Genomic DNA, 14,362 nt, shown 5'->3' on the forward strand with positions numbered 1-14,362 from the left:
GTCGTGTTCTGACTTCACAAACAAAAACAGCAAAAAAACAGCAGACGGCGAGCCGTCTGCTGTGAGGGGGTTACGCGGTGGTGCGTTCATTCCAGGAATCGGAATGAATGATGTTGCCGTCTTTATAGGTCCAGGTGATTTTTTCGTAGCGCAGCTCAACCATTTCCAGGTGGTTGTGCTTCTCATACGCCGGGTCTTTGATGTCGTGCATCAGCGGGGCGACTTTCACCAGCTTGACGTTCTCAAGCTTGGTGTTGAAGTACTCCACCTCCTGACCGGCGTCATTGATGCGGTACCATTTGAACTCGGCGGATTTCAGGGTCTGGCCGGTGGTCACCGCCTTGTAGAGGTACGGGGTGGAAGCGTCGATTTCTTTGGTAAACAGGAACGGGGTGTGGATACGCGTTCCGGTCAGCTTGCCGGTGTTGTTATCGGTCGGGATGTACAGGTTATGCTCCTGCGCCACGACTTCGATGCTGCCTTCACGGTCTTTGACGTCTACACAGCCTTTGATGTCCGCGCCGCCGTCGTCTTTGAGCCATAGATAGACTGGAATTGCCATGAGTTACTTCTCCATTGTTGGGGTTAACGCATCACCCAGAGCCGGTGATACGGGGGTTGCGCCGGTGACCTGACAGGCATTCGCCTGCGGCACCAGGCTGATTTCGACCCGGCGGTTGGCCGCCCGGCCCGCCTCCGTGTCATTGGTGTCATGCGGGCGGCTTTCGCCGTAGCCCTGCACCGCAAAGCAGCTCTCCGGCACCGCGCCGGTGTCGCGCATCCAGTTGCGCACGGACTCGGCGCGCCTGAGCGAGAGCTGCTGGTTGGACGCCGCGTCACCGGTGTCATCGGTGTGGCCGGCCACCACTATCAGCCGGCCCGGCCTGGCCTTAATCCCCACCAGGGCGTTCACCAGCACCTTCGTGGAGCCGGGTTTAAGCTGATGGCGGCCCACGTCAAACAGCGCGAGGCTGTCCAGGCGGATGATTTTGGGCGCCGGAGCATTTTTTGGTTCAGGGGGAGAAAGCGGCGGAACGTAGTTTTTAATGGCATTCAGCAGCGGCAGGCGCAGGCGGCCGCCCAGATACAGGCCCAGGCCCAGACGCAGCGGTTCACCGTTACGTGACCAGTTATCCAGTTGCGTCATATGTGTCCGTAATACCGCCACTGCCTGTGCTTTAGGTTCAGAATCCCGCATAGCTATCGCGTAGTAATGCCGGATATCAAAGGCGGTACGCTGTAAAAGTTGCCGATTATGCCAACCGCTGCTGCACAGGGCCGCTATAGCGGCCAGCGTAAACAGCATGAGCGCATGGCAACCCACCCGCTGACGCGGGGTGAGTGCATGGCCTTTCGGGAGTAACGGCAACACAAAATCCGGCAATGGGAAGGCCACGCTTTCTTCTGCCGGCACCCAGCCTGCTACCTGATCGAGGGTGGTCCGTTGCCGCAGCCAATCTGCCCAATGAGCATCTTCCACAAGACCAGCCATTGCCCGGCCCTGATAAAGCAGCACTGCATAAGGTAATACTGGCGGGACATCAGGGTTTTCAGCGGTGAAGGCAGGTGAGATATATTGGCTAAACCAATCTGCCAAACTGTTCAGCATCGCCTGTTGTTGCAAACGTGCGCCGCTTTCATCCTGCGCGGTCCAATAGGTACTGCTGCAAGGCGCACAGCCCTCCCGCCACACATGCACCGGTTCACCGGGAAGGGCTGCCTGCCATACCGGCTCAGTGACTGCCTGCCCGGCAATGCGGCAGCTCAGCAGCAGGGGAACGGCCTGGCAGGTCTCCTGCCGCAGCCTGCTCATCTGCCAGCGCAATTCATACAGGCGGGAAGCCAGTGCTGTGTCATAAACGTGCTGCTGAGGATTAACGCAGACCATCACCGCCAGTTGCCCGGCCCAGGCCGGACGCTGCCACAGTAACTCGCGCACAACATGGCGTAGCTCACGACCCTCCTCCACCCGCAGCCAGCACCCCTGTGAGGTCTGGTATACCGCGCTTTTGCCCGGCCAGTCCGCTTTCTCTCCACACACCAGGACTACCGGCAGGCGGTAAGGCTCTTCCGGCAATCCGGTAAAGCGCAGCGCGCTTGCGTCTACAGGCCGGCGGCCGGCACGGATAAAGCCAGGAATGACCATCACCATGACCACACCCATGCTTACTCTACGGGCGACCACCGGGAGCGGTAAAAACAGCAGACATAACAGCACGGCCAGTAATCCTGCCCATAACCATAATCCCCGTTGCAATGCGGGTTTCATCGCATCCCTCCCGGCAACAGCGTAGCAACCAGGTTATCGAGCCAATGATCAAGTCCCCACCACAGCGCTGCCAGGCTAAGGGCTGACAAGCCAATACGTACCGGCCAGTGACGCAACCAGGCTCCCGCCCCCAGCCCGGCGGAGGCAGGGGCCAGCACTGCATGGCTCAGGGCGGCACTGAAAGCCGGTACCCGATCACTCAGCTCCCGCACCAGTCGCGCCCGTTCCGGCACGTCGGTGCAGTCAAAGCCGCCCAGAAAACCAAGCATCAACACCCGATGAAAACAGGTCAGCACAGCGATATCGGGTGCGGCTTCACGTAGCACCTGGCGCATACGTTCATACAACTGATCACCGGCATTCAGGTTGCCGAAAAACTGCCCCTGAAGCGGCTTGTCGTACCATTGGATGCACGCATCATCCTGTACACCACGACTTTTCGCAGCCTCATCCAACAGTGCGCATTGCGCGTACAGGATATGCTGACAACTCTCTGCACTGTAATTTGCCGACATCAGATGCTGTTGCACCCGCTCAAGATTATCCACGCAACGTTGCCAGAGCCGCTGCCCGTCACCCTCCTTAAACACCGAACCATGACGTAGGCTGATAACGACCAACCACGTATCCTGCAACAAGGTGTCGATATCACACGTTTTGTTGTCGCTCATGTTCTCAGCACCGCAAAGAGTTCAAGCTCAGGCTCACCCAGCGTACCGGGGACATAAAATACGCAGCTTCCTGACACTTGCATGGCCTGCGCCGCAGGATGAGTCATATCCAGTGCGAAATACTGGTTTTCCAGACGCAGCGGAATAGCCGCCGGTACATGGCTCAGCGCGCGCAGCGGAATACCCTGCCGGGAAGCATTGATGACCTCGCCCACTTCATCCGGGCTCCCCACTTTGCATTGTTGCGGGAACTGCTCCAGCAGCTGCGCTACCGGCAGTGATGAACGTACCGAGAGATAAAAGTCCACTTGCTCACGCAGCCTCGGATCGTGCAGGCGCGCCTGCCACTGATGCAGACGTTTTTCATGAGTCAATTCAACGGCTACTACCCGTGAAGGTAGGCTGGCTTCGAGCAACTCACCGAGCAGATCAAACAACGGCGGGAAGACGTCAGTCAGTTGTTCATGCCGGTAAGCAGGTATTGCCGTAACAGTATGTGCCAGCGAAAAAGTCAGCAGACTGCCCGCCAGACGCGCCAGCTCCTGGTACAAGCGTTCAGGATGTACCTGCATATGGCGTTGAAAATTTCCCAGTACCGGTTCCGCACCGTTAAGCGCATTAAGCAGCCAGAACAGCGACACATCGGCCACGGCAAAATCAGCCATGCGCTCATTGCTTTCACGGCGCATTGCCATCAGTCGTGCTAGCCGGGTTCGCAGTTGAGTCATCAGCTGCTCAAGCTGGTTGACCAGCCATGCGCTGGCCTTCAGGTTCAGCAGCGGCGGAATAAAGGTATTGTCCTGCATCCAGCCCCCCTGCCTGTCACGGTGCAGACGTGCCACCGGGCAGATCAGATAATCGCTGTTATCCTGTGAATCCAGGCGCAACGTCAGTTCATGCTGTAAGGTGGCAATCTGGCGTGTATCGTCACCAAAATGGTTACGTACCTCATGCCAGCGCTGGCGGTAACGCACGGGCCGTTCAGCCATCTCTTCCGGTTTCAGGCAGTTGCCGCCATTCGGGTAGAGTTGTGGCAGCGCTAACATGACCGTGATGTCACTGTTGTCTGTCTCAGGAAGAGCCAGCGTGGGTGGTAACGCATCGGCGCAGTCGCTGTCTGTCAGGGTGCCATCAGGAAAACGCACCACCAGACGGCCGGCTTTAAGCCGGCCTTGTTTCAGGGCATCACGCTCAAACTCAGCCTCCAGCACACCCCAGGGGTGCATCACGCCCATCAGCGCGATGCACTCGGTATGCCAGGCCGTAAAGGCGGCCTGCTGTTGGAAATGCTGCGGCGATACCATGACACCCTGCATCCATAACGGTCGCTCTATCTTCATTGAGCCTCCGGGCTTCAGGCTTTCGCTTTCGGCATCTGAGAGACCAGCGACAGGCTCACATCCAGCCCTTCCACCTGGAAGTGCGGCACGGCGTAGAGTTTCACGCGGAAGAAGCCCGGGTTGTCCTCGATATCTTCCACCGTGACTTTCGCATCGCGCAGCGGGTGGGAGGCCTGCAGTTCGTCGCCCGGATCGGTCATTTCCGTGACCAGCGTGCGCACCCAGGTATTCAGCTCCAGCTCCAGCAGGCGGCGGTCTTTGGTAGTACCGATGTTTTCACGCTGGATAAGCTTCAGGTAGTGGGCGATACGCGACAGCAGGAAGATGTACGGCAGGCGCGCATTGATGCGGCTGTTGGCGGTTGCATCCGCGGTGTCATACAGCGCCGGTTTCTGGGCGGAGTTCGCCGAGAAGAAGCAGGAGTAGTCGCGGTTTTTGTAGTAGGAGAGCGGGATAAAGCCCAGGTTGGCGAACTCAAATTCGCGGGTTTCCGGGATCATCACCTCCGACGGGATTTTCACCTGGTTGCCGGTACCCAGATCGTAGAGGTGAATCGGCAGGTCAGTGACCGCCCCACCCGCCTGCGGGCCGCGGATCTGCACGCACCAGCCATTCTTGATAAAGCTTTTCACCATATTGGCGGCGAAGGCAAAGGAGGCATTGGTCCAGAGGTATTTCTCATGGTCCGGGCCTTTGACCTCCTCCACATAGTTGAAGCTGCGCACCGGCACGGTGTCCGGGCCGTACGGCAGGCGGCCCAGCACACGCGGCATGGTCAGGCCGATATAGCGGGCGTCATCGGAGTCGCGGAATGACTTCCATTTGATGTACTCGGCGCGGTCAAAGTAGTTGCCGATATCTTTGATGGCCGCCACCTCTTCCATGGAGGACTTCAGGAAGAACGCCGGGCCGACGGCGCCGATAAACGGCATGTGGGCCGAAGCGGAGACTTTGGAGATATTGCGCAGCAGCGCCACATCCTGCGAGGAGGCATCAAATTCGTAGTTGGAGATAATCGCCCCAATCGGCTCGCCGCCCGGGGTGTCATACTCCTGGATATAGGTATGGTAATAGAGGCCGGTCTGGATAATTTCCGGGCTGTCCTCGAAGTCCCGGCGCAGGTCATCTTTAGAGACATCCAGCACATCGATTTTCACGTTCTGGCGAAAATCGGTACGGTCAACCAGCGACTTCAGCCCACGCCAGGCAGACTCCACCTGCTGGAAGGCCTCATGGTGCATCACCGCGTCCAGCTGGCGGCTGATTTGATGGTCCAGCTCGGCGATATGGTGGTCGAGCAGGGTTTTGTCCAGGCGCTCCACGGTCTGGCCGGACTGTTTCAGGCGCGCCAGGAATACCTGGACGGCGGCGGTGACACGCTGGTCAGCGGTGACATCCGCCAGGGCGGCGCCGTCCTGAAAATCATTCAGGTCACCCAGTTCTGACACCGGCGTCAGGTTGATTTTTTCAAACAGGGAGGCGTAAACGCCTGCGGCTTCCGGCTGTTCCAGCACCGTGGTCTGACCGGCAGCGGCGGCTTTTTCAGTATTGACAGACATAAGCATTATCTCGCATTAATCCATTAATCGGGGAGTTACGCCTTCGGCGCCAGGGCATTGAGTTCGTCACGCAGCGTGTCGCTGAGGGACGGGTCTTTCAGAATGTTTTCGAGCTCTTTGCGGAAGGTGACGTTGTCCAGCAAATTGGATTTCAGGTCACGCAGCAGGTTGCGCATCGCCAGCATGGCGCGCAGCTGCGGGATTTGACGGGCCACCTGCTCCGGTTCGAAGTCCTTCATTTCGCGGAAGGCGAGGCGGACACTCTCCTCGGTGCCGTCACCGGCCAGGGTATTTTCCACGCTGAGGTTCACCGCCGGGGCGAACTCCGCCAGGACGCTGTTGAAGTTGTTTTTGTTGATGCTGACTTTTTCACGTTCAGAGATCGGGCGATGCTCCTGTCCGTTGCTGTAATCGCCCATCACCACCAGTTTCAGGGGTAATTCCATTTTTTTCTGGGCGCCGCCGGTGTGCAGATCAAGCTTTATATTAACGCGGGCCTTGGGGATCTCATTTTGAAACGAACTGGACACGATAACTCCTTTTATATAACGAAAGGGATGACGCAATTAAGAAATAATTCACCTGAAAAAACGAGCGTGAGAGACCAACCGTCTACCCACATAAAATACCATTTAAATTTATCCATACAAATAACATCACTATAAAACCCACACTTCGCCCGATTTTGCCTAAATAATATGTGAAGCAATAATGCATCGAGGGAACTATAAATATTGATATGATATTATTTTCACTTGAATTTATTAAAAAATACCTACAAATCAAAAAGATAAAAAATTAAGAATTTGAGCGCGTCATGGGTTTAACATCGATTAAACTTAATGGAACAATATTAGCCACCCTACAATGATAGAATCAAAGCATGATAGTGTAATTTTAATCATTCAAATAAATAATTACTGTCATGAAAATTAAATTTAATGCATTTCATTGGCGCTGTGCAACCTTGAAATAGGATTCTTATCTTAAATTAATAAGAACCCAAATCCTGACTTATTTTTATTAATATCTAAAACCTTAGAGTATAGTATTAAGCCCTTCAGTCTCTATAATGTCCGCGTTATAAGATTGATGAGCAGAAATCAGAAGCATTCAGATAATTCTCTCTCTGACTGCCCCTATTTGCCGGGGAAGTTCTGCACAGTTTATGTTCCGTTACGGGCCTGATGGCCTGTCCGCAATGTTGCCGCTTCCTGAACGCAGGCTTGCAGCATTACCCGTTGTAAAAAATTTTTTTGCCTCCCCCGGCAAACCCATGGCGAAATGGCAGTAACCACTGTATATTCGTCCACCTTGAATTTGCCACCTTATAAGGACGCGCCATGCGTGTAGAGCTGATTTACGATAAACGCAATGTGGCCGGGCTGCCGAATGCCCATGCCATGATTACCGCTGAGCTGACCAAACGTGTACACCGTGTCTTCCCGGATGCCGAGGTCAAAGTGAAAGCGATGCAGGCCAATGGCCTGAACAGTGATGCCAGCAAACAGGACAAATCGGTTCTGAACCGATTAGTGGAAGAAATGTTTGATGATGCCGACGAGTGGCTGACACACAACGATTATTAGTCGCACACCCTCAGATAAAGCAGGAAAATTGTGTGTTTTCAGTTATAACTGTTAAGAATGTGTATGACTGCGTAAATGGGATAAAATCCTATAGGCGTGGGCTTTTCTCAGGATTACTTTAGCGACACCTGACTATCAGGCGCTGGAGTTTATTATGATGAAAAAAGCCGTCACACTGTTTGCCCTGTTACTCTCTTTTCCGCTGGTTTCCCATGCCGGCGTAGAACTGGGCGTGAATGTCCCTGGCCTGTCACTGCATATTGGTGATCAGGACCAGCGTGGTTATTACTGGGATGGCGATGACTGGCGTGATCCCCAGTGGTGGCATCACCACCGTCGTCACGACGATGGCCGCTGGGTCTGGGTGGAGGAGCCGCGTGATGATGAGCCGCCTCCGCACTGGCATGAGCCTCCCCCGCCGCCACGCTGGCATGATGACTGGCATGACGGCCCGCCGCCGCACTGGCACCATCACGATCGTGATGACTGGTAACACTGTCCGGCTGCCTCTGGGGCAGCCGGTTTGCCTTCAGCAGCCCGGCTTTTGCCGCATTTATCCTGCCTTTTGGGTGTATTTGCCCCCTTCCCCCGCTTCAGACATGTACTGATAAGAAATTCAGTTTGTTTTTTAATGAGTTTCTGAAAAAATACTGCCCGGTAAATCCCCCCAACATTCATAAGGGAGTCGTGGCTGATGATCCGGTTACTGATCGTATTTGTCTGTTTTATTGCCGTATGCGCCGGCATTATTTCATTGATGCAAGGAACCAACCCGTGGGGATGACACCGATGGGGGTGGTCTGGTGAAGGGCAAACAATTTTACTGGCTGATTGTCGGTGTTCTGGTGGCCATTGTGGTGCTGGATGATGCCATCGCCCGGCTCATTCACTGGGTATTGCTTAAGTAAACGTTTACAACCTGAAGTAACCGCGAAATCCCCCTCTGCTCCTCCTATTGCCTCAGCCCGGCTGAGCAATAATGGCGGCTCTCTCCTGATCCCTGAGGCTGCCATGACCCTGATCCCAACGCTGCATTCTGTCTGGACCCTGTTGCTGAGCGGCTGCGCCCTGTTCTGGCTTTCGATGGTCGCGCTGGCTGTACAGCTGTTTTAACCCCTTTTAAAATCAGTTTAACCAACTGAAAAATAGCGTTTTACCCCTTTATCACCTTACTTTTTGTGGTAACTCGCAGATTTGTAAGGTTATGCTTCACAGCTACCGGCAGTAGGCTGATACTAGAGCACCGGTCTGAGGTATTCCTTAATACCGCAGCCAGGCGGCAATTATGCCGCTGGTTGTATTCAGTCCATCAATGTTCAAGGATGAGAAATGATTAAAACGGTCTATCTGGACAACGTCGTCTATCAGCTTGAGGCTGACGATCTGCTGACGGCCTGTGAACAAGGAAGTTACGCAATTTTTGGTGAAGCAGAAGGATGGTGGGCAGTCAGGATTGATGCGCAGGGTGCCTATGCCTTGTCACCCGATCCGGCAGACTCCCGGGTGGGCGCGCTGGACGTCATTGCCCGCCACCTTCACCACTGATTGACGGTGGCAGCCCGGAAACCGGGCTGCCACATTTTGCCCCGGCTCCCCCGCTCCGCTATTTCATCGTTTTTGTGTATACTGCCCTATATCAAATTCAGAAACAGACAAACCCATGGCACACGATATTCATATCACAGTTGTCTGCGCCCTGAGCAAGTGGATTGAAAACCACCTTGGCCGCGTCATCCATCTGGAAGAGCTGGCCGACTACTCCGGTTACTCCCTGTGGCACATGCAGAAACTGTTCAAAGAATCCACAGGCATTTCGCTGGGTAAGTACATCCGCGAGCGCCGTCTGGCGGGCGCGGTGTACCAGCTCAGTGCCAGTGATACGCCGATTTTTGATATTGCGATGGATTTTGGCTTTGGCTCCCAGTCGCACTTCACCTACATGTTCCGCAAACGCTTCAACATCACCCCGCACGAGTTCCGGCAAAATCCGGACATCACGCTGGACATCGCCCCGCCGCTGCACCTTATCCATCAGAAAACGGCCTGAAGCCGGCTTGCACATGGCACCTATAAAAAACGCCCCGGCCATCACAGCCGGGGCGTTTAATTCATCTATTACTGAATTATGCCGGAATTATTTCAGCATATCCGCGGTGACCTTCACTTCCTGCAAAGTGTTTTCTGCCAGCGTAGTGATTGCATCGCTGCCGGCACCCGGTGAACCGGCGGTAAATTTCACGGTCACTTTATCCCCGACCTTCAATTTTCGGTTGGCCGACAATGTCACGTCATTACCCTGTTCTTTCTTCGAAGAGTAATAGTGTTTACCGTTAAAGGTTTCCATATTATAGGCACCATTAACGTAGCCTACGATACGAAGTTTGGCGTTAAACAGGTCCTTCGTTTCAACAATAGAGAAGCCATTTTTATTAACGGTCAGGCCCTTCAACCCTTCTTTGGCCTTTTCCATATCCGCCTCAAGGGTGGGGTTTTTCATCATCTCTTCGGTAACGGTGATTTTTTTCAGAACCGTATACTCAGCTGAACTGTACCCAGGCGTTTTCGTGGCTTTACGTAATTCAATCACATCACCGGCTTTCACTGCTGCCGTCCCTTTGGCTGCTTGTGTCAGTCTGGCGGTATGCTCCCCAGGTTGCAGGGTCATACTGCAGTAATAGACTTTACCCGCATAGCTTTCCATCCGGTATATATTATTCACATACACCATATAACGGTTTTCACCGGCCTGATGCGCTTCATCCAGAACGGCAACAATATTCAATACATTATTAAAATATTGAAGGCGCAGATCTTTCGCTTCAGATTGCTCTTGTGCATCTTTCACATCTTTCACAATGTTGCCCAGCTCATGATCCGGTGTGTCACCGCTCAGATCCCAGACAATCGCGCCACCGTAGCCTTCGTTATTAATGAAGTCCACTTTCTCACGGATAGATTGCGGATCGTCATAGGTCAACAGCTCTTTGGTGGCAGCGTTGTACAGGTACGGCACACGCGATTCACTGTCCCAGTAACGGGTGAATTCACCGCTGGCCAGTTTCTCTTTCAGCACATACCACGGGTTGGTACCGGTGAACTGACCGGCGTCATCCCAGGCACCCTGAGAGGTAGCGGAACCCGCCGCAAACAGGCCCGGCAGCCCCGGGACGATCTCGGTCGGCTCGACATTACCCCAGCCGCGGCCATAGTAAGGAATCCCCACCATCAGCTTGTTTTTCGGCACATTATAGGTTTCAGCGTACTCTTTCAGCGTAGAAGCGACGTTGAGTTTCTGGTCAGCATCCTGGCTGTTGGCATACAGCGGGGCATTGTGACCGGTGATCGGGTCAAATGCGCCGTGAATGTCATAGGCCATCACATTCACGCTGTCCATCAGCGGGGCGGTGACCGTTGGGTTAATAAATTCAATGTTTTTATGGTTGGTGGTCACCGCAGCAGAGAGCTGGTAGTACTTGTCGTCTTTCTTGCCCTGTGCGTCCAGCTTGCTGCGCAGGCTCTGCATCAGCTTGGTGAATTGCGCTTTTTCGGCTTCGGTATCCGGGTATTCCCAGTCAACATCGATCCCGTCGAAGCCCCACTCCAGCATAAAGGCCAGCATACTGTTCGCCAGTTTATCCACGCCTGCATCGGTGGCTGTCGCCGCTTCGAACACGCCTTCAAAGGAGTTATTCCAGCCGCCCACCGAAATCATATTGGTGACGCCTGCCTCTTCGGTCATCTTATCGAGCTGGCGGAGTAATTCAGGCGCCTTATAGGTGTCATGAATACCTACTTCGCCATTTTTAACCACGGCGAAACCGTAATTCAGGTGGGTAATTTGGGAGAAATCAATTTTATCCGGGGTGAAGTAGTTATGGGCTTCATACACCCCCCACTCCGGGAAGTAACCAATCACTTTACGTTGCTCAGCAACGTTAGCTTTCTGTTTCTTCTGGAAATCAATCGCTTCCTGGCCGCTATACGGAGTGAATTTAAAGGTCGCGAGGGTTTTCACCTCAATTTTTGCCCCTTTTGCCCATACTTCATTACTGCCCGGCAGTTCGCCCGGGTTAGACCACCATTTATTCGTCCAGTAATAGCCGTTATAACGCACCACGGTGTTTGCCTGCGAGTAGGCAATTGTCGGGTCATAATCAACAGCGTTAATCGCCAACTCATCCTTTTCTGCCACCACAACGGTCAGGGTGCCGGAAAAGTTATTTTGTTTTTCAGAGGTATAGGCTTCCCATTTCTTACCGTTATCGCGGGAAATCATCTGACTATTATTAAGGCCGGAAATGGTGTTGGTGCTGTCATTGGCAGAAAGGGTCGCAGCCGACACAGCCAGAGGAGCAGACACAGCCGCCAAAAGAATGGCAGTCGTGATCTTGCTTAGCTTCATAATTATATCCTTTAAAATAATTTAAATTTTGATCATAATGACATCAAGTAAAGCGAGCGGATAATAGACAAAACTGCCAAAACAAAAAGTAATTATTATTAAAATCTGAATTAATTAAGGATTAAATGAAATGATATTGTGAGGGGTGTTAATATGGCGTGTATTTTTATAGAACGTGATAAATAAAAGGCAGCATAAAAATGCCCCAACCATTACAGTTGGGGCGTTTAATCCACATATTACTAAATTATGCCGGGATTATTTTAGCATATCCGCGGTGACCTTCACTTCCTGCAAAGTGTTTTCTGCCAGCGTAGTGATTGCATCGCTGCCGGCACCCGGTGAACCGGCGGTAAATTTCACGGTCACTTTATCCCCGACCTTCAATTTTCGGTTGGCCGACAATGTCACGTCATTACCCTGTTCTTTCTTCGAAGAGTAATAGTGTTTACCGTTAAAGGTTTCCATATTATAGGCACCATTAACGTAGCCTACGATACGAAGTTTGGCGTTAAACAGGTCCTTCGTTTCAACAATAGAGAAGCCATTTTTATTAACGGTCAGGCCCTTCAACCCTTCTTTGGCCTTTTCCATATCCGCCTCAAGGGTGGGGTTTTTCATCATCTCTTCGGTAACGGTGATTTTTTTCAGAACCGTATACTCAGCTGAACTGTACCCAGGCGTTTTCGTGGCTTTACGTAATTCAATCACATCACCGGCTTTCACTGCTGCCGTCCCTTTGGCTGCTTGTGTCAGTCTGGCGGTATGCTCCCCAGGTTGCAGGGTCATACTGCAGTAATAGACTTTACCCGCATAGCTTTCCATCCGGTATATATTATTCACATACACCATATAACGGTTTTCACCGGCCTGATGCGCTTCATCCAGTTCCGCAACAATATTTAAGACATTATTGAAATATTGAAGGCGCAGATCTTTCGCTTCAGATTGCTCCTGGGCGTCTTTCACATCTTTAACGATACTTCCCAGTTCATGATCCGGTGTATCCCCGCTCAGATCCCAGATAATGGCACCGCCGTAGCCCTGGTTATTAATGAAGTCGACTTTTTCACGGATCGATTGCGGGTCGTCATAGGTCAGGAACTCTTTGGTGGCGGCGTTATAGAGATACGGCACCCGTGACTCACGGTCCCAGTAACGGGTATAGTCGCCGCTGGCCAGTTTCTCTTTCAGCACATACCACGGGTTGGTGCCGGTGAACTGGCCGACGTCATCCCAGGCACCCTGAACAGTGGCGGTGCCCGGTGCAAACAGCCCCGGCAGCCCCTGGACGATCTCGGTCGGCTCCACATCGCCCCAGCCGCGGCCGTAGAAAGGAACCCCCATCAGCAATTTATTTTTCGGTACGTTATAGGTTTCGGCATACTCTTTCATGGCCGACGAGGCGTTGAATTTCGGGTCAGCATCCTGGCTGTTGGCATACAGCGGTGCATTGTGACCGGTGATTGGGTCAAATGCGCCGTGGAAGTCATAAGCCATGACGTTAACACTGTCCATCAGCGGGGCGGTGACTTCCGGGTTGATAAACGCAATCTTGTTATGGTTGGTGGTCACCGCAGCAGAGAGCTGATAGTACTTGTCGTCTTTCTTGCCCTGTGCGTCCAGCTTGCTGCGCAGGCTCTGCATCAGCTTGGTGAACTGCGTTTTTTCGACTTCGGTATCCGGGTATTCCCAGTCAACATCGATCCCGTCGAAGCCCCACTCCAGCATAAAGGCCAGCATACTGTTCGCCAGTTTATCCACGCCCGCATCGGTGGCCGTCGCTGCTTCGAATACGCCTTCTTCCGAGTTATTCCAGCCGCCGATAGACGCCATATACGAGACGCCCGCGTCTTCGGTCATGTCATCCAGCTGTGCCAGCAATCCCGGACCTTTCTCGGTGTCATGGATCTTCACCTCACCATTCTTGACGACCCCAAAACCGTAATTCAGGTGGGTGAGCTGGGTGAAATCAATTTTATCCGGGGTAAAGTTATTGTGTGCGTCATACACGCCCCACTCCGGGAAATAGCCCACGACTTTGCGCTGCTCAGCAACTTTGGCTTTCTGGTCTTTCTGGAAATCGATAGCTTCCTGGCCGCTATAAGGGGTGAATTTAAAAGTGGCGAGGGTGTCAATATCAATTTTCGCGCCTTTCGTCCAGACCTCATTACTGCCCGGCACTTCACCTGGGTTCGCCCACCATTTATTGGTCCAGTAATAGCCGTTATACCGTACTACGGTATAGGGCTCGGAATAGGCCATTGACGGATCATACACGACGGAATTAATCGCCTGATCGTCTTTCATCGCTACCGTTACCGTCAGGGTGCCGGGGAAATTATTTTGTTTTTCATTCGTATACGCCTCCCATTTTTGGCCGTTATCGCGGGAGATCATCTGGCTGGTATCGAGACCGGTAATGGTGTTGGTGCTGTCATTGGCGCTGAGAGTTGCTGCAAAAGTATATAAAGGGAAGGTAACCGCCGACAGAAGCAGCGCGGCAGTTATTTTGTTTAGCCTCATCATGAC

The 14,362-nt window shown here is 53.0% G+C and carries 12 protein-coding genes; 4 read left to right on the forward strand and 8 right to left on the reverse strand.

Annotated features, from left to right (window positions below; translation table 11 throughout):
- Positions 1-70: 70 nt before the first annotated feature.
- The 6 genes from CYR55_RS05965 to tssB are packed head-to-tail and all read right to left on the reverse strand — an operon-like array spanning position 71 to position 6,372.
- On the reverse strand, positions 71-562 hold the full coding sequence (locus CYR55_RS05965; protein ID WP_101815234.1) for an Hcp family type VI secretion system effector: 492 nt from the start codon (positions 560-562) through the stop codon (positions 71-73).
- A gap of 3 nt (positions 563-565) precedes the next feature.
- Positions 566-2,269 carry an OmpA family protein gene (locus CYR55_RS05970; protein WP_101815235.1) on the reverse strand — a complete coding sequence of 568 codons (1,704 nt, stop codon included), beginning with the start codon at positions 2,267-2,269 and terminating at the stop codon, positions 566-568.
- Positions 2,266-2,940: a type VI secretion system protein TssL, short form gene (gene tssL / locus CYR55_RS05975; protein WP_101815236.1), complete on the reverse strand. Its 675-nt coding sequence runs from the start codon at positions 2,938-2,940 to the stop codon at positions 2,266-2,268. The genes CYR55_RS05970 and tssL overlap by 4 nt, the downstream gene beginning before the upstream one ends.
- A complete protein-coding gene (gene tssK / locus CYR55_RS05980) occupies positions 2,937-4,280 on the reverse strand; it encodes a type VI secretion system baseplate subunit TssK (RefSeq protein ID WP_101815237.1) in 1,344 nt (447 codons plus the stop codon). The genes tssL and tssK overlap by 4 nt, the downstream gene beginning before the upstream one ends.
- Positions 4,281-4,294: 14 nt before the next feature.
- A complete protein-coding gene (gene tssC / locus CYR55_RS05985) occupies positions 4,295-5,845 on the reverse strand; it encodes a type VI secretion system contractile sheath large subunit (RefSeq protein ID WP_101815238.1) in 1,551 nt (516 codons plus the stop codon).
- Between the two features lie 29 nt (positions 5,846-5,874).
- The gene (gene tssB, locus CYR55_RS05990) at positions 5,875-6,372 is read right to left on the reverse strand and encodes a type VI secretion system contractile sheath small subunit (RefSeq protein ID WP_101815305.1); all 498 of its coding nucleotides are present in this window, start codon (positions 6,370-6,372) and stop codon (positions 5,875-5,877) included.
- A gap of 810 nt (positions 6,373-7,182) precedes the next feature.
- Between tssB and CYR55_RS05995 the strand changes: the two genes are divergently transcribed.
- The 4 genes from CYR55_RS05995 (at position 7,183) to CYR55_RS06010 (ending at position 9,475) form a co-directional block, all read left to right on the forward strand.
- The gene (locus CYR55_RS05995; RefSeq protein ID WP_101815239.1) at positions 7,183-7,428 is read left to right on the forward strand and encodes a DinI family protein; all 246 of its coding nucleotides are present in this window, start codon (positions 7,183-7,185) and stop codon (positions 7,426-7,428) included.
- A gap of 154 nt (positions 7,429-7,582) precedes the next feature.
- Positions 7,583-7,921, forward strand: coding sequence for a DUF2502 domain-containing protein (locus CYR55_RS06000; protein WP_420912723.1), 339 nt, complete (start codon positions 7,583-7,585; stop codon positions 7,919-7,921).
- A gap of 836 nt (positions 7,922-8,757) precedes the next feature.
- Positions 8,758-8,973: a hypothetical protein gene (locus CYR55_RS06005; protein WP_101815240.1), complete on the forward strand. Its 216-nt coding sequence runs from the start codon at positions 8,758-8,760 to the stop codon at positions 8,971-8,973.
- Between the two features lie 115 nt (positions 8,974-9,088).
- A complete protein-coding gene (locus tag CYR55_RS06010) occupies positions 9,089-9,475 on the forward strand; it encodes a helix-turn-helix domain-containing protein (protein WP_072930440.1) in 387 nt (128 codons plus the stop codon).
- Positions 9,476-9,562: 87 nt separating this feature from the next.
- On the opposite strand, the gene CYR55_RS06015 is transcribed toward CYR55_RS06010, so the two are convergent.
- Together CYR55_RS06015 and CYR55_RS06020 are read right to left on the reverse strand one after the other, a co-directional pair.
- A complete protein-coding gene (locus CYR55_RS06015) occupies positions 9,563-11,830 on the reverse strand; it encodes a glycosyl hydrolase family 18 protein (protein ID WP_101815241.1) in 2,268 nt (755 codons plus the stop codon).
- A 258-nt stretch (positions 11,831-12,088) separates the two neighbouring features.
- Positions 12,089-14,356, reverse strand: coding sequence for a glycosyl hydrolase family 18 protein (locus CYR55_RS06020; RefSeq protein ID WP_101815242.1), 2,268 nt, complete (start codon positions 14,354-14,356; stop codon positions 12,089-12,091).
- Positions 14,357-14,362 lie beyond the last annotated feature (6 nt).

The organism is Chimaeribacter californicus (genome assembly GCF_002858675.1).
GTDB lineage: Bacteria > Pseudomonadota > Gammaproteobacteria > Enterobacterales > Enterobacteriaceae > Chimaeribacter > Chimaeribacter californicus.